Origin of the sequence: Pantoea sp. PNT03 (genome assembly GCF_014852515.1) — a bacterium.
Taxonomy (GTDB): Bacteria; Pseudomonadota; Gammaproteobacteria; order Enterobacterales; family Enterobacteriaceae; genus Pantoea; species Pantoea leporis.
Window position 1 is genome coordinate 705,970 of sequence record NZ_JACVBT010000002.1, and the last position, 26,320, is coordinate 732,289.

The window sequence follows — 26,320 nt, forward strand, 5'->3', positions numbered from 1 at the left end:
GTGCCCGATCGCGTGCCTGTGACAGCATAATTAGAGAGATAGCGATTGTCGGAGTTAAGGCAAGCAGTGCAAGCGAAAATCTATCGCGAAATCATACTAAAGGCCCGCCGCAACGGGCCAATGGCGTTAAGCGAGGATGCGTTTAGCCCAGGATTCAATCTCGTCGCCGCTGCCGATATCCAGCTGCACCAAACCGTTGGTGATGAAGGTTGGTGAAACGTGGATACCGTTTTGCCGCGAGTATTTGCTGTGCCATTTGATCTCATTCTGCAGCTCGGCACGCAGAAAAGGTTCGCGCGCGTTAACGCCGCTGTATTGCTCCAGACGATCGAGAATCTGATTCGGCGTGGCATCCATATTCGGGCCGTGGCTATGATCGGTAAACTCGAACTCTTCACGATGATCCGCCACCGCCTGCAGCACCTTTTTGGCGGCTGCTTTGCCCTCCGGCAAGGTTGAGGCGGCAAGGATGTAGCGCACAATCACGCCGGAATACATATGCCACGGCTGTGATTGCAAACGAATTTTTAATGTCATCTTCTCTTCGCCCACCCGTTGCAGCAACGCGTCCAGCTTGTTGAATGCGCGCACGGAGAACGGGCAGGTGGGTTCCAGAAATACTTCGAACACTTTCGGGCCGTGGCCCCAAACCAGCGGATCGGCGTGTAATGCGATGGATTGGCTCATGGTCATTCCCTGTTGTAGCGATAAAAGTTGTCTTACTTTGGCAAAGCGCGGCGCGAACAGCCAGCATGGGCTTGTGCTTTTTTGTTACAAAGCCATTCGATTGCTGCAAATGTGGCGAAAGAAAAATCGTATTATAGATCCGCGAGCTACAAGAAACTCAGCCTGCAACCGCCTTGCACAGAAAATAAGCGGCTATAGTTAATCCTGTTTCAATCTTCTTACTTGTAGCATTTTTGATTCATTTGCCTGGAGCCAAACGTTAAGAGCATCGAGGTTCAATGTGTTTGCCGATCTCTCCTGGAAAATCATTCATCAGATTCTTAATGAAACCATTGCCGAGTTAATGGATGAACACCAAACGCTGGACGTTCCCACTTTGCGCGAGCGGCTGCTGGAGATGGCGGAAAGCGAATCCGATGAACTTATGGTGTTGTGTTACTGGCAAGCGAGCAAAGTGCTGACGCGCTTGCCGCCCACGGTGACCGCCAGCCAACTGATTGAAGAGGCGCGCGTCGCGTACCGCACGCCGCTTAATCACGATCCGCTTTAACCCTTGATGCTTTTCAGCGGTTTAATCGCGCTATAGCGACTAAGTGACGGATTTATGGTCAAGAGCGTGAAACACGCTCTGCTAGACTTGCCCTGTCAAAAACATGGATACAGAGGACAGTAATGAAAATCAAAAGTTATGCCGCCTTGAATGCGGGTGAAGCGCTAGTGCCTCATGAGTATGAAGCCGGTGAACTGGCTGCTGAAGAGGTGCAGGTTGAGGTCGATTACTGCGGTGTTTGTCACTCAGATTTGTCGATGATTGATAACGAGTGGGGCATCTCCTCGTTCCCGGTGATTGCCGGCCACGAAGTGATTGGTCGCATCAGTGCGTTAGGCGATGCGGCGCAGAATAAAGGCTTGAAAGTGGGCCAGCGTGTGGGCATCGGCTGGACGGCAAAAAGCTGCCAGCACTGTAATGCCTGTATCAATGGCGAGCACGTCAACTGTGAGAACGGTTCGGTGCCAACCATCATGAATAAGGGCGGTTTTGCCAGCCATCTGCGCGCCGACTGGCAATGGGTGATCCCGCTGCCGGAAGCGATGGATTACACCTCGGCGGGTCCGCTGCTGTGTGGCGGCATCACCGTGTTTAAACCGCTGTTGATGCATCATGTCACCGCCACCAGCCGCGTCGGCGTGATCGGCATCGGCGGCCTGGGCCACATGGCGATTAAATTGCTGCGTGCGATGGGTGCAGAAGTGACGGCATTCAGCTCCAACGCCAGCAAAACCGAATCAATCAAAGCGATGGGTGCGGACCGCGTGGTTAACAGCCGCGACCCGCAGGCCCTGAATGCGCTGGCCGGTCAGTTTGATTTGATCATCAGCACAGTGGCGGTGGATCTTGACTGGGCACCGTACTTCCAGGCGCTGGCTCCGCACGGTAAATTCCACACCGTCGGCGCAGTGATGAAGCCGTTTGAAGTGCCGGCGTTCAGCTTGATTATGGGCGATCGCGCGGTGACCGGTTCCTCTACCGGTTCGCCAGGCCAGCTGCGTTCACTGATGAAACTGGCATCGCGTGCGGATATCGCGCCGCAGGTGGAAGAGTTCCCGATGTCTAAAATCAATGAAGCGCTGGATCACGTACGCGCGGGTAAAGCCAATTACCGCGTAGTGTTGAAAGCCGATTTTTAAATCTCAATGACCAGGTCGCCATGAATGGCGACCCTAGGTCGTACGGTGCGCATTCATGCGCACCGTTAAATTCCACGCACTTATCCCCGATCATCCTTTTCGCCGAGGAAGAAATACCACAGCGGAATCGACGTCAGCGCGGTAAATACCGTGGTATACAACGCAATCATAAAGCCCTGCGTGATGTACATGGTCAGCGACCAATGGCTGAACGGAATGCCATATTGATCGATAACGCCGCCGATAATCGCATTGCTCATCACCGTGCCGACAATCAGCGCCAGAATAAGCAAACCGCGCAGGAAGTAGCGCATCTCTTTACGCTTCACGGCAAATCGCGCGCGAATAATGCCCAGCGGAGATTGCTGTGAGGCCAGCAGCGCGGCTTCATCCAGCGGTGCGCGTTGCTGTTTGCGCCAGCGCAGGATGTCCAGCAGCAGGAACGCCAGCAAACTCGCGCCCATCACCGGCAGCGCATAACCCAGCGCCAGCGCCAACATTAACCAGGCGCCTTTGATGTAATGCGGCAGCGCCATCCAGGTTTCGGTCAGGGTTTGTGCCGGATTCGCTTCGACATCTTTTGGCCGACGAATCCACCACATGCGATAACCGAACACGATCATGCTGCATAAGCCGAGGCCAAAGAACGCCAGCAGCAGCTGATTAGGCAAACCAAACAGCACGCCCATATGCGCATCCACGCCCCAGCGCGTCAGCTTCGCCACCAGCGGGAAACTGGCAAAGTAGACGTGATCCAACACGCTAAAATTCTGCGGATTCACCGATACCGCATCGACTCGCGTTGGCCAGCTGCGATCGATCTCCGTCACCGCCCACGCTTTATCTGCGCTTTTCGGCTGACGCAGTTCGAGCTTCGCCGCGCTCAATCCATCCTGACGCGCCGCATTTAGCACGCGATCCCAGTCGGCATCAGCGGCGTTATTGCGCGCCGGTTTGGCGGGCGCTGCCACCGGTTTGGTCATCGACGACATCGGCATACTCATGCCCGACATATCCATATCCGGCATGTGATCGGCGTGCGGATCGGCCGGTGCCGCAGGCGCATCGCTGTTGAGCGAAGTATTCACCTGTGGCGTCAGCCAGTTCAGTTCGGTACGCATGCGATCGATATTGCCGCCCGCCCACTGCGACCACGTCAGGCCGGTTACGGAGAAGAACACCAAACCGATTGCCAGCGTCAGACCGAGCGTAATGTGCCAGTGGCGGCTGAAAGCAAAACCGCTGCGCGGCTGTTTCAGCTTACGTTTCGGACGCGTTCCCAGCCACAGCACCACGCCACCGAGAGCGGCCACCCATAGCCAGGACGCCGCCAGTTCACTGTAGTTACGACCGAAATCGCCAAGCAGCAGGCTGCTGTGCAGTAAGTCGATGGTGGTGCGCAGCGGCAACACGCCGCTGGTGCCGTAGACCGGCATATCGCCTTTTACTTTCAGGTTGTAGGGATCGATAAACACCGCGCGCGACAGTGATGCACCGAGCGTGGCGTCGCTGAACTGCACGCGCGTGGTATCCGTTGCGCCCGGCGCAGGACGCACCGCATAGATGTGCTGGTTTTCGCCCGCATAGGCGCGTGCCGCACTGATTTGTGCGGACAGCGGCTGCGCGTTGCCTTGAGGTTCAGCGGTTAGCGCATCGGCATAAATCAGGTTTTCCAGCTGGGGCGTCAACACATAAAGCGTGCCGCTGAGCGCCGCAACAAAGATGAACGGGGCGACAAACAGACCAATATAAAAATGTAAGCGACGTAGCAAATTAAGCACCGCGCCGCGCGGTGCTGCAGAGTGAGCAGCAGACAAAGCCGTCTTCCTTCCAAAAAGAAATTGTCTTAGCACAGCGCTCAAGCTGAGCGTGCGCTGCAATAAATGAGGTCAGCAGGAAAGCGGTGCAGGCGGGGCGCGCGGACGATGAATGCTGCTAATGCGACGCACAATCGGCGCAACCACGTGGGGCAGCGGCGGCGCGCGCGAGATCACCATGATCAGCCAGATAAACGGAATAAACACCCACATCAAGAGCGGGACATGCACCAGCAGATCACAGTAGCCGCAGGCAAACTCGCCGTCGTCCATCATGTGATGGCTCATGCCGGGCATCGGCATATCCGCCATCATCATTTCATGATGGCTCATTGAGCTATCCATCATGCTGTGCTGCGGCATCGCCAGTAGCTGGCTTTGACGCTCCATCAACGTTTTCGACACAATCGGCGCGACGAACAGCAGCAGCACCGCCACAATGGCGACGCAGGCAGTCAAACGCTGGCGGAAGTGATGTGTAAACGTCATGGTTGCTAGTGGATGATTCCGTAAATGAGGCGGAAGTGTAACGCGATTGACGTTGATGGGTTAAAAAAATAGAGGCTATTTAAGAAAAAATTCGCACCTTTTGAAAATAGTCACTTAAAGAGATGCTGCTGTTAACGTTAATGCAACCTGATAAAAACAGAGCGGAAACATAAGGGCTGGCCGTGTATGAATGGCGCTTATTATTTGATGCAGGTTGACCTGGTCGGTCGTCATGCATGGCGACCATGCGGGTACTTAGCGAGTTTTCGTAGGGTGCGCATCCTTGTGCCGTTGAATATATCTATTGTGCGATAAATCGCGCCCTTACGGCTTGTGCGGTGATGGATTCCGTAGTCTCCGAGCGCTTTAGAAAATCGATCTTCCCAATCGCTCGGTAAGTTTCTCCAGCAGTGCGGTGCCCGCTAAAGAGTTGCCCGAATGATCCAGCGCCGGCGACCAGACGGCGATACTCATGTCACCGGGGATCACCGCGACAATGCCGCCGCCGACGCCCGACTTCGCCGGCATGCCCACGCGCCAGGCGAATTCCCCGGCACCATCGTACATGCCGCTGGTCATCATCAGCGCGTTGACCTGACGTGCCTGGCGCGGTGAGATCACCGCCGATTCATCATCCTGCGTGCGGCCATGATTGGCGAGATAGAGGAAGGTGCGCGCCAGTTCTTCGCAACTCATCGCCAGCGAGCAGTAATGAAAATAGGTTTCCATCACTTTGCTGACATCGTTATGGAAGTTGCCAAAGGATTTCATCAGCCAGGCAATGGCGGCATTGCGTGCCGAATGTTCGTATTCAGAGCGTGCGACGACGCGGTCGTAATTGATGTCGTTTTGCTGCGCCAGACGACGCACAATTTCCAGCATGCGCTGACGCGGCGCGGTCAGGCGGCTTTCCAGCAGATCGCACATCACCAGCGCACCGGCATTGATAAACGGATTACGTGGTTTGCCCTGTTCCAGCTCCAGCTGCACCAGCGAGTTAAACGCCTGGCCGGACGGCTCTTTGCCGACGCGCTGCCAGATTTCGCCCTCTTCATACAAGGTGAGCGCCACGCTGAGCGACAGCACTTTGGAGATCGACTGGATGGAGAAGCGCGTCGCGGCATCGCCCGCCTGAAAACAGCGTCCGTCGGGCGTGCAAATGGCGATGCCGAGCTGATCGGCATCCACGCCGGCCAGCGCCGGAATATAATCCGCCACTTTTCCCTGCTGGGTGAGCGGACGAACTTCGCTGACAATCTCTTCTAGCAATGCATTACAGAGTTCCGACACCTTCACACTCCGTGTAACCAATATTGGCCAGGATGATGGTGATTTGCGCGCAGCGCGTCAATCGGCGGCGCGAAATTCTGTGAGCCTTCTGGGTGAAGCCTGCGTTACAGTGCGGGCTGATTTCATTAAATGTCGAGCCCGCGCGATGATAACTAACCTGTTTCGCGATTTCCCCGCCGCAGCACAGAACGGCAACGCAGAGACGTTTGAAGCGCTGCTGACGCAGCCCAATCTGCATATCGAACGCATCGTTTCATCTGGACAAGCCAGTCCACCCGATTTCTGGTACTGCCAGACGCAAGGTGAATGGGTGATTGTGTTACAAGGATCGGCAGGATTGCAGCTGGAAGGGGAAGCGCAAGAGCGTCATTTGCAGGTCGGCGATTTTGTCGAGATTCCGGCTGGCTGCCGCCATCGCGTCAACTGGACGGACAGCCGCGGCCCAACGGTATGGCTTGCGGTGCATTATGGCGCGATTCCGGTTAGCGAAATCTGAAGTGAGAACCTCATCACATGCGAAAAATATGTTCCATGATATAAAATATGGAAAATTTATTTCAAATTGAGAGGATTCTATCATGTCATCGCTGCCGTCCTTAGAAACCCTGCAGCAGCAGGAAGCCGAGCATCGTTTACCGCAGTTTGACTTCGATTTAGCCTGGCAATTCGGCCAAAGCATCCAGCAGCGCGCGCGTGAAGACAATGCGCCTGTGGCTATCGAAGTCTATGCGTTTGGTCAGGTGCTGTTTCTGGCGGCGTTGCCAGGATCCGCCCCAGAAAACCTGGAATGGATGCGTCGTAAGCGTAATACCGTGTTGCTGACCGGCCACTCTTCAATGTATGTGGGACTTTTGAATGAACAGAAGGGCGAGCGTATGGCGCAGCAGGGTAATATCCGCCAGGAAGATTACACCGATCACGGTGGTTCTTTCCCGCTGCTCACTTCTCAGGGCGCGATCATCGGTGCAGTGACTATCAGCGGTTTACCGTCTGAAGACGATCATGCGTTAGCGCTGTGGGGGATTGCTCAGCTGCTGCGTTGAGTTTGTTAGAAGAAAGAATGCCGGAGATTGAAAAACGGCCTCCGGCATTTTAATTCTCAAAATAACAGCGTTGCTGAACCAACGCCGCAGGCTTTGGCGTATCGCGCGATAGTATCCAGGCTGGCAGAGGTAATATTTTTTTCCATACGCGAAACGGTGGGCGGTTTTACTCCCATTCGCTCTGCTACCTGAGCACTGGTTAAACCCGCATTCTGGCGCCACTCTTTGAGTAGCGATTGCATTCGCGATTTACGCTCCTCAGCTTCCCATGCAGCACGGTATTCGGGGTCTTGCAGCATCTCTTCATGAATTTGATTGTGAGTTTTATATTTCATTCTGCATTTCCTCCAGCCTTCGCAGGGCTTTCTCTATTTCTGATGATGGTATTTTTTGACTCTTCTTAATAAAAATACGCAGCATGTAAATTTTCTGTCCTCGCTGGTACACCCAAAGTCCGCGTGAGATATCGGTACCAGAGGTTCTAATCTCATACAGCCCATTTCCCAGCGGTTTGGTATGAGGCTCACGGAGACTACAAGGATCGGTTTGTAAACGATTGACCAGTTTTACAAATTTCACGCGGATGATGGGTGGTAATGATCTAAGTTCATCTTCAGCGGCGTCATGGTAGATAACCTCGAACACTGGCTGGCCTCCGTGCGATAATTCTAACGATGATTTTGTATTAGCTCAACAGCTAATATTAGCCTGTGGGCTAATGCTCCAGACTTAACCAAACGGAAGTTTAAAAGTATTGAAAAAACAAAAACGCCCGATGTGATCAACACATCGGGCGTTTTATTGCACAACAAACGCTATTTCATCGCCGGGACTTTCAGCTTATCGCCTGCGCCGGTGGTTTTACGCAGATCGGCGACCTGGCTGGCTTTCACTTCCGCAGCCTGATTACCCCACGAATTCCTCACGTAGTTCAGCACATCGGCCATTTCCTGATCGTTAAGCTTCCAGGAGAATGCCGGCATGCCCGCGGACGTTGGGCGGTCTGCGGTGTGCGGCGCGCGAGCACCGTCCAGCAGCGCGTGGATCATGTTGGTGGGATCGTTCTGCATCGCGCCATTGCCGGCAAAGGCGGGCACCATGCCGGTGATACCTTCTCCCGACAAACCGTGACACGCCGAGCAATCCACTTCATAACGCAGTGCGGCCTGATCGTGACGCGTTTTATCCATCACGAATCCGGCGGCTTGCGGCGTGGAAGAGGCCGGTAAGCTACGCAGATAAGTGGCGATAGCGTGCAGATCGCGATCGCTGAAATACTGCGTTGAATGCTCAACCGCTTCCGCCATCGGGCCCGCCGCCACGCTTGCACCGTTCGAGCCGGTTTTCAGGTAATCAGCGATCTGCTCATCGCTCCATTTGCCAATGCCAGCGTGAGGATTTGGCGTGATATCCGGCGCGTACCAGCTTCCCAGATTGCCACCTTGCAGATATTGGCTGCTGATTTCGCCGCCCAGCGCGTTGCGCGCGGTGTGGCAGACGCTACAGTGCGCCGGACCATCAACAATGTACTTACCGCGATTCCACTCATCATTCTGCGCGGTTTGCGGCTTGAACGCGTTGTTATCGAAGAACAACAGGTTCCAGCCGGCCATTGCCAGACGAATGTTGTACGGGAAATTCATGCCCGCATTTTCATCGATGGCGTTGTGCACCGGTTTTTGCGCCGAGAAGTAGGCCCAAAGATCGTGCATATCACCATCGCTCATCTGGGTATAAGCGGTGTACGGCATCGCCGGATAGAGGAAGCCGTGTTCACCGCGTCCCTGACGCACCGCGTTGAAGAAATCGCGTTCGGTCATGTTGCCGATGCCGGTTTCACGATCCGGCGAAATGTTCGAGGTCTGCAACGCGCCAAAAGGCGTATCGATTTTGTAGCCGCCGGAGAAGTCCGCATTGTGACAGGCGGCGCAGTCGGCGAGGCGCATCACGTATTCACCGCGTTTGATGGCGGCATCATCGTTGCTGTGGAAATCGGCCAGCTGCACTTTGTCGTCGGCAACGTTGGAGCGCGCGCTGTCTAACACCACCCACAAACGGCCCGACGCCGCGATGCCCGCCATCACCGCCAGTGCGGCAAGCGTGTAGGTAATTTTCTTTGCTTTCGCCATGATTACGCCCCCACCAGCGGTGCCGGATTATGGATGTACTTCTGGTGGATTGCCTGCGCAGCGCGCACCGCCAGTGCACCAATGGTAATTGTGGGGTTGTAACCGCCGTTGTTCGGGAAGGCGGAGGCGCCGACCACAAACAGGTTGTGCGCATCCCAGCTTTGCAGATACGGATTGAGTGCGGAGGTGCTGGGATCGGCGCCCATCACCGCGCCACCAATGGTGTGCGAGCTGTGCTGCTGGTACGGATTCCAGCTCTTCTCCGCCTGGTTATCCACCACGATATGCTGGCCGCCGGTCTCTTTCATGATGTTGATGGCGCGATCGGTGATGTATTTCGCCATGCGCACATCGTTCTGGTTCCAGTCGAACGTGGTGCGGATCAGCGGCTGGCCATGACGATCTTTGTAGTTGGGATCGAGATCGAGATAGGCTTCGCGCATCGGCATTGAGGTGCCCTGACAGAAGATGGTACCGGCGGTTTGGTAGTCGCGCTTGTAGCCCGCTTTCCACTCGCTGCCCCAGCGTTTGGTGCCGGGACGCAGGCCGTTCATGTTCTGAATTGGACGACCGTTGGTGGAGAAGCCCATGATGCCCGCGCCGCCGATGAAATCGAGATCGCTGTGGTCGAAGTTATCGCCGTTGAAGTCATCAATCTGCACCGCCAATGCGCCGCCGCCGATGAACGGGTTCATGTATTCGTTATCGAAGAAGCCGGTGACGCTGGAGCAGGTTTGATAGTTGTAGTTACGGCCAATGGTGCCGCGACCGGTCAGCGGATCGTATTGTTCACCCACGCCGGAAAGCAGCATCAGACGCACGTTATCCATCTGATAAGCGGTGATGCAGACGATGTCCGCCGGCTGAAAGCCTTCGACGCCATCCTGGGTGATAAATTTCACGCCTTTTACCGTTTTACCGTCGTCATGCTTTACGGCGTGCAACACCTCGGTTTCGGTCAGCAGCGTGAAATTTGGACGGCGCATCAGCACCGGCAAAATGCACGCTTGTGGCGATGACTTGGAGAAGTTGCCGCAGCCGTGGAAGTCGCAGAAGCCGCAATAGGTGCACGGACCCATGCTGACGCCGAGCGGATTGACATAAGCTTGCGACAGATTACCGGCCGGCACCGTGAACGGGTGATACCCCATGCTTTCGGTGGTTTTGCGATACTTGCTCATCCAGTGCGTATCTTTCAGCGGCGGGGTTGGATAGTCGCGTGAACGCGGGCCTTCGAAGATATTGCCGCCTTTTTGCGGCTGGCCATTAAGATTGCCCGCGATACCGGAAGTGCCCGCAATACGCTCGAAGCGATCGTAGAATGGCGCCATTTCGTCGTAGGTCACGCCCCAATCCTGCAGCTGCAAACCCTGCATCTTCTTCGCGCCGTAACGTTCGCGGGTTTGCTTCGCCACTTCAAAATCCCACGGCGTAAAGCGCCATGACATGCCGGCCCAGTGCGTGCCTGCACCGCCAACGTTCCAGCCAAACTGAAACGCTGACCAGTTACGTACCGGCGCTGCCAGCTGATCGCTGCGGTTGCGGAAGGTGGTGGTTTCCACGCTCATCGGCTGCAGGATTTTGCGACGCGTGTGGAAACGCAGTTCATCGGCATCAATGGCGACCGGGAAATCGGTCGAGGTATCGCGCCAGGCACCGCGTTCAATGGCGACCACGTTAAGTCCCGCGCGGGTGAGCTCTTCCGCCATCACCGAACCGGCCCAACCTAAGCCGACGATGACCACGTCAGCTTTATTTCTTACTAATGACATTGACTCAGCTCCGGCTATTTAATCGTTAGGAATGAGGCTGACGGGAATAAGCGCCAGATTTTCGTTGCGGCGTTCGATATAAGGGCGATAGTCATAGCGTGCGCCGGGAAAACCGATCATCTTCCAACCCACCATATTTTTATTTCCGCCATAAATCGGATCCGCTAAATAGCTTTCGCGCGCGTTTTGCAGCATTAATTCAAACAGCGCCTGGCTATTCACGTCTTTTCCTAAATCGATCTTGCCGTCTTCCATTGCTGTCAGGAATGTATCGATCTGTTCAGCTGATAAGGTATGTAATGAAGCCTGATGCTGTTGCTGCGCCCACTTTTCCAGCGCGGCTAAACCGGTTAAGTAGCGCGCTTTTGGCGGGGTAAGAAATTGCGGGCTGCCCATCAATGCCGCTTCATTTTCCGGATGCAGCGGCGCCTGCAAATAGAGCGCCGCGCCAGAGCCATAATCACCGGCTAACTGGTTATCGAGGAACTCAATCGCGCCCGCTTCACTGGCGGACGGGCCAAGGTCATCGGCGGGGATCAGGCGGTCAAAGATGGCTGCCAGATTCTGGCGATCCAGCGGATTGGTGAGCACCTGATAACCATCTTGCCATGCCGGTTGCGGCAGGTGATCGGTGCTGAGTTGGGTTTCCAGCGGGACATTGTGCAGCTCTTTCGCCCGCAGCTGCGGCGCGACGGCGAGGGATGCCACAATTCCACTGAGCGAAAAGAGCGCTTCTCTTCGGTTCATACTTTTTATCCCTTAAACTTCAACAGATGAATATTGACAGAGCACGACGTTCAGATATTTCAGACGCAATGACCGTGCGCAAATAGCGCGCAGGCGCTAGCGACGAATCTGCGTTCGTAATTGTTTTTTTCAGAGGTAGGGTAAATATACGGTCGCCATTTATGGTGACCGTATTTACGGGAAACCCGTTTATCGGGCTCCCTTTATGTTAATGAATATATTTATTCATATCTTCATAGCAGTGACGGGAAATATCCCACAAATCGTCTTCCCAGTTTTGCGGGCTTAATAGTTCCGGTGACCAAACGCCGTCGTAGCCGGTAGCTTTTACCGCCGCCACCCAGGCGGCAATATCCACATCGCCCTGGCCTGGTGCGTAGTCGCGCTGTACCCACTCATCCCAGGCTTCACCCGGCTTGGCCGCGCGGCCATCGCAGAAATGCACGCCGTAAATCAGATCTTTATCCATGCGCGCCACTTCAGCAGGCGTGGTGCCGCCGCCGGCATGCAGGTGCCAGAAATCTACCACCACGCCAAGATTGTCTTTGCCGCTCTGTTTAATCAGATCCAGCGCGTGTTGCAGCGAATTGAACGCGGTAAAGGCGACGACTTCAATCTGGAATTTGATGCCGTGCGGTGCGCCGATATCGGCGATGGCGGAGATATTCTTCAGCAGGATGGCATCACGCTCGGCGGCGGAAAGGTGATCGAGTTCGGTCAGCGCCATGATTTGCACCACCGGACAACGCAGTTCCACCGCGGCCTGGCAGATTTTTTCCGCTTCGCGCAGCAGCTCAGCTCGCGCTTCCGGCTCATGGCGGCCAATACGTTTCAGCGCATTGATGCAGGTAATATCGACGCTGTATTTCGCCATCAGATCGCGGTAGGCAGCATAGCTGCCACCGTTATCCAGATAGCGATACAGATGTTCTGGCAGGATCTCCAGCCCGCTAAAGCCAGTCTCATGGGCGATGCGTAACTGAGTGACGGCATTGCTGTACCAAACAGACACGCCATGCAACGACAACTTCATCTCTCCTCCTTGTTACCTCACGGCTTCAGGTGAGAGCGTCGAATACGCAATTCTCCCTGAGACCAAACGCCACCCGGAGTGGCACGTTCATCAATCAGCCGGTTCAGGGCTTCAGTGATGATCAAATCAATACGCTGGCTGAAGGTGGTGAGCTGCCAGCTGGGCAAGCTGGCTTCATCGATGTCATCGAAACCCACCACCGCCATGAATTTGTTGCCTGCACCTTCGCGTAAGGCCGCCAGCGCGCCGAGCGCCAGCACATCGTTTTCGCAAAACAGCGCTTCAACCCGCTGATCGGGCGCGTGCGCGTTGAGATACTCAGTCAACGCCGCGTAACTGCGTTCGCGGGCGTATTCACCGGCGGTGAGCAGCACTTCCAGCGCCAGGCCAGCTTGGTTCAGCGCAAGTTGCAGACCTTCCAAACGCAGCGTGTGATGGCTGCTGGTGGCCGGGCCCATCATGTACCCGATGCGCGTATAACCTTGCGCCAGCAGCAGTTCGCCCAGCTGTTTGCCCGCCTGCAAGCCGTCGATATTGACCACTTCAATATCCGGCTCGTCATTGTTACGGCACACCTGCACCAGCGGAATGTGGTGCATTTCACGCGCCACGGCGACCAGCTCATCACTCAGCACCGTGCCGAGAAACAGCATGCCATCGACCTGCAGCTGATCGGCCAGCGACAGCACCGCGCGGTAGTTTTCACCGCTACCAATATTCAGCAGCAGCGCCATGTAGCCGCGCTGCTGTAGCTGGCGGGTGACGGTGTCGAGCATCAGCATCGAGTGCGGATTTTTCAGCTCGTCGATCACCACGCCAATAATCTGTGTCTTCTTCTGCGACAGGCTGCGGGCCAGCAGGTTAGGGCGATAACCCAGCTCGGTGGCAATCGCGATTACGCGTTCGCGCGCTTTCTCGGAAATTGACGCGCCGGGCGTAAAGGCACGCGATACCGTCCATTTCGAGACGCCAGCCAGTCTTGCCACATCGCTGGCGGTGGCTTTGTGAGATTTTGCGGTTGGTTTACTCATAGCACCTGCATAGGGGAAAAAGCGGAGACCCCCAGCATTGAACGTGAAACCCAACGGAAAATAAACACCTGAGCGCACGCAATTGGCGTAAAGCGCGACAAATAACCCTATTTTTAGGATGTTGCGATTATGTTTGATCTTTGCACCCGATTGCAACGTTTTTTGCAATCGGGTGCATTTCATTAACTTTTTGTGATCGATTTCGCTGATTTGCACTTTGCCAGATTGACTAAAAAGTCGTCTTAGCTGACATTTTGCTCACCACTACAAAGCAAATCTCATTTTTATCTAACGTGTGTCGCTTAATTTGCACCCGGTAGCAAATAGTAAAACAGCTAAAATTTAATCTCTGACCTCTTACCTCAAACCATTTTGCACCCGAGTGCAAAATAAACAGGAGTTGTTATGCTCATCGGTGAAAAGAGTATTCCACGCCCACTGCGCTGGGCCATGATCGGTGGCGGCCGTCTCAGCCAGGTGGGTTATAAACACCGTTGCGGTGCGCTGCGTGATAACACGGCGTATCAGATGGTGGCCAGCGCCTTTGATATCGATGCCGAGCGTGGCCGCGATTTCGGTGTCAACTTAGGGCTCGATGCGGATCGCTGCTACGCCACTTATCAGCAGCTGCTGGCCGAAGAGGCGAAGCGTGAAGATGGCGTTGAAGTGGTGTCCATCGCCACGCCAAACGGCACCCATTTTGAGATCACCAAAGCGGCATTGAATGCCGGTATTCACGTCATTTGTGAAAAGCCGCTGTTCTTCACTACCGCCGAAGCGCTGGAAATTAAAGCATTAGCGGCGGAAAAAGGGCTGATCGTTGGCGTGACCTACGGTTTCTCCGGCCATCCGCTGCTGATGCAGATGCGGGCGATGATCGCCAACGGCGAAATTGGTGATGTGCGCATGGTGGAGCTGCAATACACCCACGGCTTCAGCGCTAATGACAGCGCCGACAAATTTAGCGAAGCGCAAAAATGGCGCGTCGATCCGAAGATTGCCGGTCCGTCTTTTGTGCTCGGCGATATCTCCACGCACACCTTCTACATCTCCCAGCTGGTGTTGCCAGAACTGAAAGTGAAATCGCTGCTGTGCGATCGCCAAAGCTTCATTCCCTCGCGCGCGCCGTTGGAAGATAACGCCATGGTGCTGATGCATTACGACAACGGCGCGGTAGGGCGCATGTGGGCCTCATCGATTAATGCCGGTTCGATGGACAGCCAAAGTATTCGTGTGATTGGTTCGCGTGCAAGCCTGGAGTGGAGCGACTACAACCCAGGCGAGCTGAAATATGAAGTGCAGGGCCAGCCGAATCAGATTATGCATCACGGCATGCCGTACCTGCATGAAAGCGCCCTGGCCGATGAACGCCTGGGCGCGCTGCACACTGAAGGCCTGGCGGAATCCTGGGCCAATATCTATCTGAAATTTGCTATCGCCATCCACGCCACCCAACAGGGCGACCAAACCACGCTTGATAACCTGATCTATCCCGATATTAACGCCGGAATTGAAGGTGTGCGCTGGATTGAAAACTGCGTGCGTTCTGCGGACAACGGCGCGAGCTGGGTTAACTACGAATAAGGATTGCCATGAAACTTTCGTTTTGTACCGATAGCCTGGGTCATCTGCCGTTTGAACAGATGCTGGATAAGTTGCTGGAGCTAGGTGTTTACGGCGTTGAGATGACGACCGGCGGCTGGTCACCAGCGCCGCATCTGCGTACCGAAGCGTTGCTTGGCAGCGCCACGCAGCGTCAACAGTTGTTGCAGGCGCTGGAGAGCCGCGGCATGTCGATTGCGGCGCTGAATGTGTCGGGTAATCCGCTCGATCCAGGCGAATTAGGCAACAAACATAAGCGCGATACGGAAAACGCGCTGGCGCTGGCCGGAGAACTGGGGGTGAAGAAAATCGTCATGATGAGCGGCTTGCCGCCCGCCAGCCCGCACGACACCATTCCAAACTGGATCACTTACACCGTAAGCTGGCCGCCGACGCTGAAAAACTGCCTCGATTATCAGTGGAATGAAGTGGCAATCCCTTACTGGCTAGGGCTGGTGCAACGCGCTAAAGAGAGCGGTGTGGAGAAATTCGCGCTGGAGAATTTCAGTTCGATGCTGGTGTGGAATCCGGAAACCTTGTTCCGTCTGCGCGACGCGGTGGGTGAGATGGTGGGACTCAACCTCGATCCCAGCCATCTGCTGTGGATGGGCGCGGACCCGATTGCAGCAGCACGCGCGCTCGGCCCGGCAATTCATCACTGTCACGGCAAAGATGTGCGTCTGGAGCGCGGGCTGGTGGATATCAATGGTCTGTTGGAAACCAAACCGGTAGAAGATGTCGCCAATCGCGCCTGGAACTATGTTGCCGTTGGTTGCGGCCAGGATCTGCAGTGGTGGAAAGAGTTCTTCTCGGTGGTACGCATGATGGGCTACAACGACTGGGTATCGCTGGAAATGGAAGATCTCACCATGTCGGTGGAAGCGGGCGTAACCTCCTCAATTGCGGCACTCAAGCAAACCCTTAGCCAGTAATGTCAAATTCACGGCGGGCAACCGCTCGCCGTGTTCTGTACATCGAGCCTTGCCTGCCTGATAATCCGTGGTTCACCCACTATTAAGAGGCACGCCATGCTGGAAAACCATCCACAGCGCGACGAAATTAGGCTGGAGAATGTGCTGGCGGCGTTGGGCAACCCGATGCGCATGACGGTAATCAGCATTCTGGCGGACGGCGGCGAACATACTTGCGGATCGCTGCTGAAAGGCGTCTCCAAATCCACGTTGACCCATCACTGGCGCGTACTGCGCGAGGGCGGCATTATCTGGCAGAAACCCTCTGGACGTGAAAACCTGCTGTCGTTGCGACGCGACGATCTCGATGCCCGTTTTCCGGGTCTGCTCGATTCGCTGTTAAGCGCCACCCAGCAAGATCCCCTGACCCGCACCACGCTGGATGATTTCCAGATTAAATAACCCGCGCACGCCCAGCCAGCGTAGCCACAATCATCTGCAACCCCGCAATCACCAACAGCAGCATCAGCGGCCACTGCCAGTTGCCGCTGACATCATGCAGCAGGCCAAAACAGAGCGGGCCCAGCGCCGCTAATCCGTAACCGACGCACTGTGCCATGCCTGACAATTTCGACGCCTGCAAATGATCATGGGTGCGCAGATTAAACAGCGACAGGCAAATCACCATTGATGCACCGGCGCCCAGTCCCGCCAGAATCAGCCACAGCAGCGCGTATTGTGATGCCATTAACAGTCCCGCGACGGCGATAAAAATCGATAGCGATGCGAGAAAACCAATCGTCCGCTGATCGTGCATTTTTTTCAGTGCGCTCATGCAAGCCAGGTTCGAAACGATGGCCACAATTTGATAGACAAACAGCATGCCACCCGCTTCCAGCTGGCTAATGCCGCTGTCTTGCGCAAAAGGCGTAAACCAACCAATTAGGGTGTAGAACAGCAGCGACTGGCAGGCCATAAACAGCGAAACCTGCCAGCCTAAGGCCGCGCGCCACGGTGAGCGCGTTGATGTGCCGTTGGCGCTGTTTTTGGTCTGAGACGCAGGTTTTTTCAGGTACGGCAGCCAGGCTAACAGCGCGATAATCGCCGGAATCAGCCACACCGCTAATGAGAGTCGCCAACCCGCGCGACTCAGCTCTGCCAGCGGCACCACCACGCCCGATGCAATGCTGGCGGTGATCGCCATGGTCATCGCGTACAGGCCAACATATCGCGCGGTGTGTTCAGTGAAATCACGCTTAATCAGCGGCGGCAGCAGCACGTTGGCCGCCGCAATCCCCGAGCTCAGGATGATCGTTCCCACCCACAACGCATTTTCACTGCCGCTGATACGCAGAATCGATCCCAGCGCGATGAGCAGCAATGCGCCCCATAAACTGCGCTCAAGACCAAAACGGTTGCCGAACCATGCTGCGGGTGGCGCTAAGGTAGCGAACATCAATAGCGGCAAGAAGTTGATCACGCCCGCCGCACTGGCGCTCAAGCCAAACGTCATACGGATGTTTTCCAGCACCGGGCCAACCGCGGTAATAGGCGTGCGCAAGTTGGCCGCTGTCAGCAGCAGTAAGAACAGGAAAAAACCAGAACGACGCAGAGCAGGATTCGCAGATAAAACGGTATGGGTCATATTTTCGCACCATAGCAATGAGGCAGAGCGAGTCTGCTTATGGTGCGTTGGTTGACGTTAACGCTTACGCAGCGGCGATTAACTGCTGAAAGGAGGGCAATACTAACGAGGGGCTTTTAGGATGTAAAGTATCAAAACCCATCAAAGATAAAATCAACCGAGTCTTTAATCCACTGGCGATACACACGTGCATCCATCACCTGATCGCCTAGAAGCGACACGCGCACACTGGCCATTTCATGAGTCATGACCAGAAATTCCTCGCCTTCAACCTTGATTACCGGATTAAGTCGTTCAACTTGCTTTTTTTTAAACTGGTTTAGAGGGTAGAGCGGGATAACGATTCGTGACGCCAGTTCGCCGATAATCTCACTTTGAACGTCTACCAGATAAGGGTACTCGCTGTTCCTATTGGTATTGCGATAAATAAAATATTGCATGTCTAAAACGTCCTGTATTCATCCGACAATAAACCGTGTTCTTCGGTTATGCGATTGAGTTCCTGCAAACCTTCACTGTTTTCACGCTTCCATCTTTCCGCTTCGGTTGTGCGAATTTCATAATGTAAAGCTTTAGATAGGATGGCGGATAAATTGAGCCCTGCTTCTCTAGCCTGCTCGAGTAATGCAGGTTCAAGTGTCACGCTGACAGTTTTTTTTTGTCTTACGGCTGTAGAAGGCATAAATCCCCCGTGTAGTTAACACGTGTATAAATCAGTGTGGTGAGTATGGGTGAAATCTGCGCTTTCTGCAATGCAGCTTTCTAACGTGTTGTGGACTTTTAAAATTTCTAAACATGGTAAACCTTGCGCCATCGCTCATCCGCGTCCACCTTTAGTATTTCCCTTTTCCACAAATGGACGAACAATGATCTGGTTATGGAACGTGCTTATCTTGCTGGCAACCGTGGTGGTGATGGAAATCGTCGCGGCGCTGTCGCATAAATACATCATGCACGGTTGGGGTTGGGGCTGGCATTTGTCGCACCACGAACCGCACAGCGGCAAGTTTGAACTTAACGATCTGTATGCGGTGGTGTTTGCGGTGCTGGCGATCGTGCTGATCTATGTCGGCGTGCAAGGCATGTGGCCGCTGCAGTGGATTGGTGCCGGGATGACGACCTACGGCGCGCTTTACTTCATGGTGCACGATGGCCTGGTGCATCAACGCTGGCCGTTTCGCTATATCCCGCGCAAAGGCTATCTCAAGCGCTTATACATGGCGCACCGCATGCATCATGCAGTGCGCGGGCGTGAAGGCTGCGTGTCGTTTGGTTTCCTCTACGCGCCACCGCTCAATAAGCTGCAAGCCACGCTGCGTCAGCGCCACGGGAGAAAAATCAACGAGGACGCTGCCACAGACCAGCCGGACGTGGCGCCGGACGAGCCACACGCGAAGTGATCGCCAGGCTGGCCCCTTTCACCAGCAGCGCCAGTTTTTCGCTGCGGCTGGTGCGCTGTCGTGAATCCCAGGCGTGAACACCGGCGTGCTGAACTTTCACCCCGATTTCGCGATAAACACCGCGTGCCGTCGCGATGGCCCACGCCGAGCGCAGCGGCAAACCCGGCAAGCCGAACCGCGCCGAGTGATAATAGGGTTCCGCTTCCGTCACTAAACGCGCAGCCAGCGTGGCCAGCGCCGCACGATGTTGCGGTGCTGTCAGCGTATCGGCGCGTAATCCCGCCTGATCGAGCCAGGCTTGCGGCAGATAGCAGCGACCATTTTCGGCATCTTCGACGATATCGCGCGCAATGTTAGTAAGCTGGAACGCCAGCCCTAAATCGCAGGCGTGATCGAGCACCGCTTCGTCGCGCACGCCCATTACGCGCGCCATCATCAAACCGACTACGCCCGCGACGTGATAGCAGTAACGCAGCGTGTCGTCGAAACTCGTATAGTGTTCGTCGCGCGCATCCATGGCGAAGCCTTCCAGATGATCAAACGCCAGCTGTTGCGGCAGTTGATGAATAAGCGCCACTTCCTGAAACGCCCTAAACGCCGGTTCATCCATGTGCGCGCCGCTGTAGGCGCGGCGGGTTTCAATCTGCAGATGCTGCATGCGTGCCTGTGCATCTTCGACCGCATGCTGCGTGCCGCCTTCGCCCAGCGTTTGCCCATCAATCACATCGTCACAATGACGACACCATGCATACAGCATCAGCGTGCTGCGGCGTGTCGGTGCATCAAACAGCCTGGCGGCGGTGGCGAAACTCTTCGAGCCCACCGCCATGGTTTGTGTCACTTGCTCGAGTAAAGGCTGTCGATTCATTCAGCGCGATCCTCCAGCATCAGCTGAGCGGTGGCCTTGGCGGAACCAATTACGCCGGGCACGCCCGCGCCCGGATGCGTACCCGCACCCACCAGATAGAGATTGCTGATATCGGCATCGCGGTTATGCGGTCGGAACCAGGCGCTTTGCGTCAAAATTGGCTCCAGCGAAAATGCCGAGCCGTGATGAGCATGCAGCGTGTCGCGAAAATCAAACGGCGTAAACATTCTGTGTGTCACTAATTGCTGACGTAATCCCGGCATGTAGTGCTGCTCCAGATAAGCAAAAATTCGATCGCGCAAGCGCGGTCCTTCCTGTTGCCAGTCGATGTCAGCGGTGCCGAGATGCGGCACCGGCGCTAACACATAAAAGCTGCCGCAGCCGGGTGGTGCCAGTGACGGATCGCTGCTGCAGGGCGCGTGCAGGTAGAGTGAAAAATCCTCTGCCAGTTGGCTGCTATTAAAAATCTCATCAATCAATTCGCGATAGCGCGGACCAAAACAGACGGTGTGATGCGCGAGCTGTTCATGCGGCTGATTGAGGCCAAAATAGAGCACAAACAGCGAGTTGCTCATGCGCTTACGCTTGAGCGATGTCGCACGTTTCTTAGCCTTCGGATGATGGCGTAGCAGCTTGTCGTAGGTATGCACCACGTCGGCATTGGAGGCTACGGCTGCGGCATCGAAGCGTCGTCCATCCTTTAACTGGACGCCGCTAATACGATTTTCATTGGTTTCCAGCTGGCTCACTTCGGCATTCAGTAACAGCTCGCCACCCAGATCCTCAAACAGTCGCGCCATGCCCTTCACCAGCGCGCCGGTGCCGCCGCGCGGAAACCACACGCCCCATTCACGTTCCAGCGCATGAATTAAGGTATAGATTGATGACGTTGCAAAAGGATTACCGCCCACCAGCAATGAGTGGAAGGAAAACGCCTGCCGCAGGTGATCGTCCTGAATAAATTTCGCCACCATGCTGTAGACGCTGCGCCACGCCTGCAAACGTCCCAGCTGCGGTGCAACACGTAGCATGTCACGCACCTGCAGAAACGGCACCGTGCCGAGTTTCAGATAACCCTCTTTGAATACTTCGCGCGAATAGGCGAGGAACTGACGATAACCGGCGACATCCTGCGGATTGAAGGTAGCGATCTGCTGCTCCAGCAGCGGCTGATTGTTGTCGTAGTCGAGCTGTTTGCCATCTTCCCAACACAGGCGATAGAAGGGCGTGACCGGCATCAGCTCGACGTAATCGCTTAGCGATTTTCCCGCCAGCGTGAACAACTCTTCGATAGCGCTGGGATCGGTGATCACCGTGGGCCCGGCATCAAAGGTAAAACCGCTATCTTCAAACACATAGGCGCGTCCGCCCGGTTTATCGCGCTGCTCGAGTAAGGTTGTTGGTATGCCCGCCGCTTGCAGGCGAATCGCCAGCGCCAGGCCGCCAAAGCCTGCGCCAATCACATAAGTGCGTTTCATTTTTTCTTCCCTGGTTCGACAGAATTCAACAGCGCGTGCAGCGCTTCACCGATGGGCACCGGCGGCTTGCCGCACAGAATCCGAGCTTTATCATGCAGACGAAGTCGTCCGGCGTAAAAACGGCTAATTAACCCGGCATTGAGCCGGTAAAAACGTTGCATTACACGCCAGCGCTGCTGCGGCTTACCGGCCAAAAACAGCATGCGGTTCAGCAGGCGGAAAAATCGCTGCTCGCGCCACTGCTGACGGGCAAAGCGTTCGATGTGTTGACTGAGCGTGCGGGCATCGGTGGGCAACAGCGTGGCTACCAACTCCGCCAGCGCCACGGCGGACGGTAAAGAATAACCGGTTGTCGCGTGAAACAGTCCGGCGCGCAGGCCGCTGCATGGCTGGCCGCGCTGCTGTTGCCAGAATCGATCAATATCGCCGCTCAGGGTAATCGGCAATATGCCATGCTCTTCACGCAGCAGCGTGCCAGGCCGCCAACCTTGCTGTTTGGCGTAGTCAGCGATGTGCTGACGAGCGGAGTTCTCCGCCAGCGTAGGTTGATTAACGTAATGCGTATCTTCAATCAGTAACCGATCGGCGCTGAGCGGCAGCGTGTAAACAAAACGATAGCCCGCTTGCTGATCGACGGTGGCATCCATCAGGATCGGCTGCTGCAGGCCGTGCGGCTGCGCCAGCTGCCACTCTTGTCCAAGAAACACCTGATAACCCAGTTGCAGATGCGGCGTTGGCTGCAGGCCGCGGCCATCAATCACCACCTGCGCATCAAGTTCACGGCCATCCGCCAGCGTCACCTGTGTGGGTTTTACCTGTTTAACGGCAGCATTTGTCCACAGATCGTCACCCATCGCCGCGAGTAGATGCCGGGCAAAATCGCCTGACGCGATGGAACAATAATCCCCGTCCAGGTTGCGGCGCAACGCGGGAAAACGCACCTGATAGCCAGGCCAACGCGCCGTGATCAGCGGTTGCAGCCAGCTCAGTTGATCGGCGCTAAGATCGCTCTGATGAAATGACCAGGTATGATTGCCTGCCGGATGTGCGTCGCTCTCCAGCAACAGGCATTTGAGCTGCGGCTGCAGTTGGCGCAGACGCAGCGCAATCAAACCGTTTGCCAGTCCGGCACCGACCAGAATCACATCGTAGTGCGCACGCATCAGGTGGCCTCCGCCAGCACAACTTGTTGCTGGCACAGCGCTTGTTCGACGATGTCGGCCGCACGCTGGCAACCGCCTGCGCGCTGCAACTGTGCCTGTATCGCTGACATCCGTAACGCGTAGCGATCGTCGGTAAGTAATTGTCGCAGATGCTGCTCCAGTTGATGAACGCGGTTAAAGCGCGATGCGCGCCGTCCAACGCCATGCCACTCAATGCGCGCGGCCACGCCGGGTTGATCAAAGGCAATTGGCAGCGCCAGCATTGGCGTACCGCATTCCAGTGCTTCCAGCGCGCTGTTTAATCCGGCATGAGTAATAAAAAGCTGCGCGTGTTGCAGGGCGGCACGTTGATCGACAAAATCCGTCACCCACGCTGCACCAGCCAGTTGCAACTTGTGCACCTGATCGGCGTTCAATCCCCCACAATGAGCGATCACCAGCGAAAGTTGCTGGCGGCGGCACGCCTGTGCCAGATGCAAAAACAGGCGGAAGCGATGGCCTTGCAGCGTACCCAGCGAGGCGTAAACCACCGGCTGGCGCAGCGCCGGCCAGGGCGCATTGAGCGGCGCTGCCGCAACCGGCGGGCGCAGTTGTCCGACGGCGTGATAGCAGGCCGGCAGTTGCTGACGCGGAAAATCAAAGGCGGGCACCATCTGGCTGATTTGTGCCAGCGGCGAAAGGCACTGATGCAATCCGCGCCGCTCCGTCAAATTGAACGCCCGCGCGTGTTTGAGGATGACGTCGCCGTGGCGACGCATGATGCGATCATAGATATCGCTGCTGGCCTGAAAACGTTTCAGCGCTTTTTCATCCTGAGCGTAACGGAAGGACATCACCGCCAGCGGAATGCCGGCTTCACGGTTGACCGGTAGGGCGCAGGCCACCGAAACAAACGGCAGATGCAGCGCTTCAGCGACTAATCCGCCTGCTGCTTCCATTTCATCAGCGATCACACCATCAATGTTCAACGATTTCAGTACCGCTGGTAGTTCTCGGCACAGCATATCGGTGCAGGAGGCGAGATCGTTGATTACGCGGAACAGCGACAGGCCGCCCGGCGAAGCCAGCCGATGCAGCACGGGCGCCAGCGAACCGGCCGGATGCGTTTGCTGGCCTACTGCAACGAAATTAATGCGTTCGTCGCTGAGCAAAGTGCGGGCGTCGGCTTGCTGGATGAAGGTGATGCGATGGCCACGCGCCAGCAGCGTTTGTGCTAACGCCTGCAACGCGTGAAAGTGGCTATAGAGCGGCGGCGCGATCACCGCAAAGTGGCCCAACGGCTTAGCCGCGCTCAGTTGAACATCGCTAGCTGTTGATTAAACAGCGCGTGCATGTATTGGCGAGTGGCGATGCCGCGATGGCAGGCGCAGGCAAGGTGTGCATCGGCACTGCGCAGATGATCGCGCAGACGACGTTCTGCGCCGTCAGCCCCGAGCATCTGTACCAGCGTGGATTTACCCTGATCCTGATGCACATCTTTGCCGGTGTGTTTGCAGCCGTCGGCGAGGTCGTCGAGTAGCTGAAACGCCTGCCCCAGATCCTGAGCAAAGAAGCTAAGACGTTGCCGCACCTGCGGTGAAGCGTCAGCGGCAATCGCCGCCATTTGCAGCGTGGCGCGAAACAGCACGCTGGTTTTCAGTTCATTGGTCAAGGCGATCGCTTCCGGACTGCGGCTCTGGGTGCCGTCGTGCAGATCCTGAAACTGCCCTTGCACTAATCCCTGCAGGCCCACGGCGGTGGAGAGTTCGGCAATCGCTTCAGATTTGTGCACCGCAGGCAAATCGGGTGCGATGGCAATCACTTCAAATGCGCGGCTCAGCAGCGCGACGGCGGCGAGAATCGCCACGTTTTCACCAAACTCACGATGCACGGTAGGGCGACCACGGCGCATCTGCGCATTATCCATTGATGGGATGTCATCCAGAATCAGCGATGCCGCGTGCACCATTTCCACGGCACAGGCGAGATCGAGAATGCCATTTTGCGTCAGCTCGCAACCCATATCGCGCGCTGCCAGCATCAGTAATAAAGGACGGATGCGCTTGCCCTGCGCCAGCGTACCGGCACGCATCGCGGCACGCACGCGATCGCTTTGCTGTCCTGCAGGCAGTAAATGTTCGAGATGCGCCTGTAAAATTTGCTGCAGCTGAAGCAGTTCGCTTGTCTGATGCGCTGTGCTATCGACATGGGTGGTCATAATGGCTATCCATGGTTGATGAAATTATTATGCTTTTTGATTAACCGTAGACTGCGTAAGGTAAGTTTGCCAGCGAGGGCAGCGTGGTTAAACCATTCCAAACCCGATAATGGATGAGAATTACGTAGAGAAGTAATGCTCAAGCGTCGGCTAAAGAGAGATCATTTCGTTTATTTCGAATATTGATTGTTTCGTTTATTGCGATTATCATTCGGTGACTGCAATTTGAAACCACAAACTATCAATTGGAAAACGCATGAAACACTCAATTCTGGATAGCTTGAGCCTTCCGGCTCCGAAGGAGATTGAGGCCGCTTCGCGCGGGCAGAGGGAGCTCGCAACTTATCTATCCACCAAGCAGGAAACGCAAAAAATATCGATTCAGGATGCGCACAACGAAACGCATCAGATTGAGCTGCCAACGTCTGCCCTGACACTACTCATGGCTGTTTTGGGCGAGTTGGCGGTGGGAAATGCGGTTCAGGTTGTGCCTGTACACGCTGAATTAACTACGCAGGAAGCGGCAAATATTTTAAACGTTTCACGCCCACATTTGGTGAAACTGTTAGAGCAAGGTCAGCTTCCGTACCATAAAACAGGTCGCCATCGTCGCGTGCTTTTTGCGGATCTTATGCAGTTTAAAGACAAGCGTGCGCAAGAGAGCAATGATGCAATGCAGGAATTGGCAGACCAGGGACAGGATCTCAATTTCTACTGATGAACCATTCACCCTATGCCGTGGTACTGGATGCATGTGTGTTGTATCCATCCATACTGCGCGATGTACTGCTTCGCCTCGGTCTGACGGGGCTCTACCAGCCAAAATGACGGCCACCATTCAGGATGAATGGAAGCGTAATTTACGCACTAACAGACCAGATATTGCTGAAGATCAGTTGGCGCGCACGCAGACATTGATGAATAAAGCGCTTCCAGATGCAATGGTATCGGGATTTGAACCGCTAATTTGTGGCATTACATTACCTGATTCCAATGACTGCCATGTTGTCGCTGCCGCTATACGGTGTAAAGCTGAAGTGATTGTCACAATGAATCTGAAGGATTTCCCGAGAAACCTCATGGCTGAATTCGAAATTGAAGCTCTTCATCCTGACGAATTCATCATGGATCTGTTCGACTTAAATCAGGCGCTGGTTTTGAAGGCAGTGAATGCGCAACGCGCGAGTTTTAGACAACCAGCAATGGGCGTTACGGTTTATCTGGATTCGTTATTACGCCAGGGTTTACCGATGACAGTAAGCGCATTAGATAAGTTTCGTTTTCTCATTTAGCAACGATTAAATCATTACGCTGCTGCACGGCATGCCA

29 protein-coding genes are annotated in these 26,320 nt (G+C 55.3%); 10 read left to right on the plus strand and 19 right to left on the minus strand.

Annotated features, from left to right (window positions below):
• Positions 1 to 126: 126 nt before the first annotated feature.
• Positions 127 to 687 carry a thioredoxin gene (locus IB226_RS11275; protein ID WP_192235446.1) on the minus strand — a complete coding sequence of 187 codons (561 nt, stop codon included), beginning with the start codon at positions 685 to 687 and terminating at the stop codon, positions 127 to 129.
• A gap of 280 nt (positions 688 to 967) precedes the next feature.
• Here IB226_RS11275 and IB226_RS11280 point away from each other — a divergent pair, with 280 nt between their 5' ends.
• Together IB226_RS11280 and IB226_RS11285 are read left to right on the plus strand one after the other, a co-directional pair.
• The gene (locus tag IB226_RS11280; RefSeq protein ID WP_192235448.1) at positions 968 to 1,237 is read left to right on the plus strand and encodes a hypothetical protein; all 270 of its coding nucleotides are present in this window, start codon (positions 968 to 970) and stop codon (positions 1,235 to 1,237) included.
• A gap of 122 nt (positions 1,238 to 1,359) precedes the next feature.
• Positions 1,360 to 2,376: an NAD(P)-dependent alcohol dehydrogenase gene (locus tag IB226_RS11285; protein WP_008108001.1), complete on the plus strand. Its 1,017-nt coding sequence runs from the start codon at positions 1,360 to 1,362 to the stop codon at positions 2,374 to 2,376.
• An 80-nt stretch (positions 2,377 to 2,456) separates the two neighbouring features.
• On the opposite strand, the gene IB226_RS11290 is transcribed toward IB226_RS11285, so the two are convergent.
• The 3 genes from IB226_RS11290 to glsB all read right to left on the minus strand — a co-directional run bounded on the left by IB226_RS11290 (position 2,457) and on the right by glsB (position 5,972).
• Positions 2,457 to 4,193: a DUF2534 family protein gene (locus IB226_RS11290; RefSeq protein WP_192235450.1), complete on the minus strand. Its 1,737-nt coding sequence runs from the start codon at positions 4,191 to 4,193 to the stop codon at positions 2,457 to 2,459.
• A gap of 72 nt (positions 4,194 to 4,265) precedes the next feature.
• Complete coding sequence (locus IB226_RS11295) at positions 4,266 to 4,682, minus strand: DUF2946 domain-containing protein (protein WP_192235452.1); 417 nt, start codon at positions 4,680 to 4,682, stop codon at positions 4,266 to 4,268.
• A gap of 366 nt (positions 4,683 to 5,048) precedes the next feature.
• Positions 5,049 to 5,972, minus strand: a complete 924-nt coding sequence (gene glsB / locus IB226_RS11300) for a glutaminase B (RefSeq protein ID WP_192235454.1) — start codon at positions 5,970 to 5,972, stop codon at positions 5,049 to 5,051.
• Positions 5,973 to 6,117: 145 nt separating this feature from the next.
• Between glsB and IB226_RS11305 the strand changes: the two genes are divergently transcribed.
• Together IB226_RS11305 and IB226_RS11310 are read left to right on the plus strand one after the other, a co-directional pair.
• A complete protein-coding gene (locus tag IB226_RS11305) occupies positions 6,118 to 6,468 on the plus strand; it encodes a cupin domain-containing protein (protein WP_192235456.1) in 351 nt (116 codons plus the stop codon).
• Between the two features lie 82 nt (positions 6,469 to 6,550).
• Positions 6,551 to 7,015 carry a heme-degrading domain-containing protein gene (locus IB226_RS11310; protein ID WP_192235458.1) on the plus strand — a complete coding sequence of 155 codons (465 nt, stop codon included), beginning with the start codon at positions 6,551 to 6,553 and terminating at the stop codon, positions 7,013 to 7,015.
• A 56-nt stretch (positions 7,016 to 7,071) separates the two neighbouring features.
• Here the strand turns inward: IB226_RS11310 and IB226_RS11315 are convergent, their stop codons facing one another.
• From IB226_RS11315 to IB226_RS11345, 7 genes are all read right to left on the minus strand, one after another.
• Entirely contained in the window at positions 7,072 to 7,350 is a 279-nt protein-coding gene (locus IB226_RS11315; RefSeq protein WP_176972028.1) for a helix-turn-helix transcriptional regulator, read from the minus strand.
• Positions 7,340 to 7,660 carry a type II toxin-antitoxin system RelE/ParE family toxin gene (locus IB226_RS11320; protein ID WP_192235460.1) on the minus strand — a complete coding sequence of 107 codons (321 nt, stop codon included), beginning with the start codon at positions 7,658 to 7,660 and terminating at the stop codon, positions 7,340 to 7,342. The genes IB226_RS11315 and IB226_RS11320 overlap by 11 nt, the downstream gene beginning before the upstream one ends.
• 170 nt (positions 7,661 to 7,830) lie before the next feature.
• Positions 7,831 to 9,144 carry a cytochrome c gene (locus IB226_RS11325; RefSeq protein WP_192235462.1) on the minus strand — a complete coding sequence of 438 codons (1,314 nt, stop codon included), beginning with the start codon at positions 9,142 to 9,144 and terminating at the stop codon, positions 7,831 to 7,833.
• Positions 9,145 to 9,146: 2 nt separating this feature from the next.
• Positions 9,147 to 10,916: a GMC family oxidoreductase gene (locus IB226_RS11330; protein ID WP_192235464.1), complete on the minus strand. Its 1,770-nt coding sequence runs from the start codon at positions 10,914 to 10,916 to the stop codon at positions 9,147 to 9,149.
• Between the two features lie 18 nt (positions 10,917 to 10,934).
• Positions 10,935 to 11,663 carry a gluconate 2-dehydrogenase subunit 3 family protein gene (locus IB226_RS11335; protein WP_137387185.1) on the minus strand — a complete coding sequence of 243 codons (729 nt, stop codon included), beginning with the start codon at positions 11,661 to 11,663 and terminating at the stop codon, positions 10,935 to 10,937.
• Positions 11,664 to 11,871: 208 nt separating this feature from the next.
• A complete protein-coding gene (locus tag IB226_RS11340) occupies positions 11,872 to 12,696 on the minus strand; it encodes a sugar phosphate isomerase/epimerase (RefSeq protein ID WP_192235466.1) in 825 nt (274 codons plus the stop codon).
• Positions 12,697 to 12,713: 17 nt separating this feature from the next.
• Positions 12,714 to 13,727: a LacI family DNA-binding transcriptional regulator gene (locus IB226_RS11345; protein ID WP_110867234.1), complete on the minus strand. Its 1,014-nt coding sequence runs from the start codon at positions 13,725 to 13,727 to the stop codon at positions 12,714 to 12,716.
• Positions 13,728 to 14,132: 405 nt separating this feature from the next.
• Here IB226_RS11345 and IB226_RS11350 point away from each other — a divergent pair, with 405 nt between their 5' ends.
• The 3 genes from IB226_RS11350 to IB226_RS11360 all read left to right on the plus strand — a co-directional run bounded on the left by IB226_RS11350 (position 14,133) and on the right by IB226_RS11360 (position 16,702).
• Entirely contained in the window at positions 14,133 to 15,311 is a 1,179-nt protein-coding gene (locus tag IB226_RS11350; protein ID WP_110867019.1) for a Gfo/Idh/MocA family protein, read from the plus strand.
• Between the two features lie 8 nt (positions 15,312 to 15,319).
• Positions 15,320 to 16,261, plus strand: coding sequence for a sugar phosphate isomerase/epimerase (locus IB226_RS11355; protein WP_101761122.1), 942 nt, complete (start codon positions 15,320 to 15,322; stop codon positions 16,259 to 16,261).
• A 96-nt stretch (positions 16,262 to 16,357) separates the two neighbouring features.
• A complete protein-coding gene (locus IB226_RS11360) occupies positions 16,358 to 16,702 on the plus strand; it encodes a helix-turn-helix transcriptional regulator (protein ID WP_101761121.1) in 345 nt (114 codons plus the stop codon).
• On the opposite strand, the gene IB226_RS11365 is transcribed toward IB226_RS11360, so the two are convergent.
• From IB226_RS11365 to IB226_RS11375, 3 genes are all read right to left on the minus strand, one after another.
• Positions 16,695 to 17,885, minus strand: coding sequence for an MFS transporter (locus IB226_RS11365; RefSeq protein WP_192235468.1), 1,191 nt, complete (start codon positions 17,883 to 17,885; stop codon positions 16,695 to 16,697). The genes IB226_RS11360 and IB226_RS11365 overlap by 8 nt on opposite strands.
• 131 nt (positions 17,886 to 18,016) lie before the next feature.
• The gene (locus IB226_RS11370) at positions 18,017 to 18,325 is read right to left on the minus strand and encodes a CcdB family protein (protein ID WP_192235470.1); all 309 of its coding nucleotides are present in this window, start codon (positions 18,323 to 18,325) and stop codon (positions 18,017 to 18,019) included.
• A 2-nt stretch (positions 18,326 to 18,327) separates the two neighbouring features.
• Positions 18,328 to 18,567, minus strand: a complete 240-nt coding sequence (locus tag IB226_RS11375) for a type II toxin-antitoxin system CcdA family antitoxin (protein WP_137387190.1) — start codon at positions 18,565 to 18,567, stop codon at positions 18,328 to 18,330.
• 184 nt (positions 18,568 to 18,751) lie between these two features.
• Between IB226_RS11375 and IB226_RS11380 the strand changes: the two genes are divergently transcribed.
• Positions 18,752 to 19,285, plus strand: coding sequence for a sterol desaturase family protein (locus IB226_RS11380; protein ID WP_101761117.1), 534 nt, complete (start codon positions 18,752 to 18,754; stop codon positions 19,283 to 19,285).
• Here the strand turns inward: IB226_RS11380 and crtB are convergent.
• Genes crtB through IB226_RS11405 form a run of 5 tightly spaced genes read right to left on the minus strand, consistent with a single transcriptional unit; the run spans position 19,224 to position 24,991 of the window.
• Entirely contained in the window at positions 19,224 to 20,153 is a 930-nt protein-coding gene (gene crtB / locus IB226_RS11385) for a 15-cis-phytoene synthase CrtB (protein ID WP_192235472.1), read from the minus strand. The genes IB226_RS11380 and crtB overlap by 62 nt on opposite strands.
• The gene (locus IB226_RS11390; RefSeq protein WP_137387192.1) at positions 20,150 to 21,631 is read right to left on the minus strand and encodes a phytoene desaturase; all 1,482 of its coding nucleotides are present in this window, start codon (positions 21,629 to 21,631) and stop codon (positions 20,150 to 20,152) included. Before IB226_RS11390 ends, crtB begins: the two co-directional genes overlap by 4 nt.
• A complete protein-coding gene (gene crtY / locus IB226_RS11395; RefSeq protein WP_192235474.1) occupies positions 21,628 to 22,794 on the minus strand; it encodes a lycopene beta-cyclase CrtY in 1,167 nt (388 codons plus the stop codon). Before crtY ends, IB226_RS11390 begins: the two co-directional genes overlap by 4 nt.
• Entirely contained in the window at positions 22,794 to 24,071 is a 1,278-nt protein-coding gene (locus IB226_RS11400) for a glycosyltransferase (protein ID WP_192235476.1), read from the minus strand. Before IB226_RS11400 ends, crtY begins: the two co-directional genes overlap by 1 nt.
• Positions 24,072 to 24,085: 14 nt before the next feature.
• Entirely contained in the window at positions 24,086 to 24,991 is a 906-nt protein-coding gene (locus tag IB226_RS11405; protein ID WP_192235478.1) for a polyprenyl synthetase family protein, read from the minus strand.
• A 256-nt stretch (positions 24,992 to 25,247) separates the two neighbouring features.
• Here IB226_RS11405 and IB226_RS11410 point away from each other — a divergent pair, with 256 nt between their 5' ends.
• On the plus strand, positions 25,248 to 25,709 hold the full coding sequence (locus IB226_RS11410) for a helix-turn-helix domain-containing protein (protein ID WP_192235480.1): 462 nt from the start codon (positions 25,248 to 25,250) through the stop codon (positions 25,707 to 25,709).
• A 106-nt stretch (positions 25,710 to 25,815) separates the two neighbouring features.
• The gene (locus IB226_RS11415; RefSeq protein WP_225608263.1) at positions 25,816 to 26,283 is read left to right on the plus strand and encodes a PIN domain-containing protein; all 468 of its coding nucleotides are present in this window, start codon (positions 25,816 to 25,818) and stop codon (positions 26,281 to 26,283) included.
• The last annotated feature ends 37 nt before the right edge of the window (positions 26,284 to 26,320 follow it).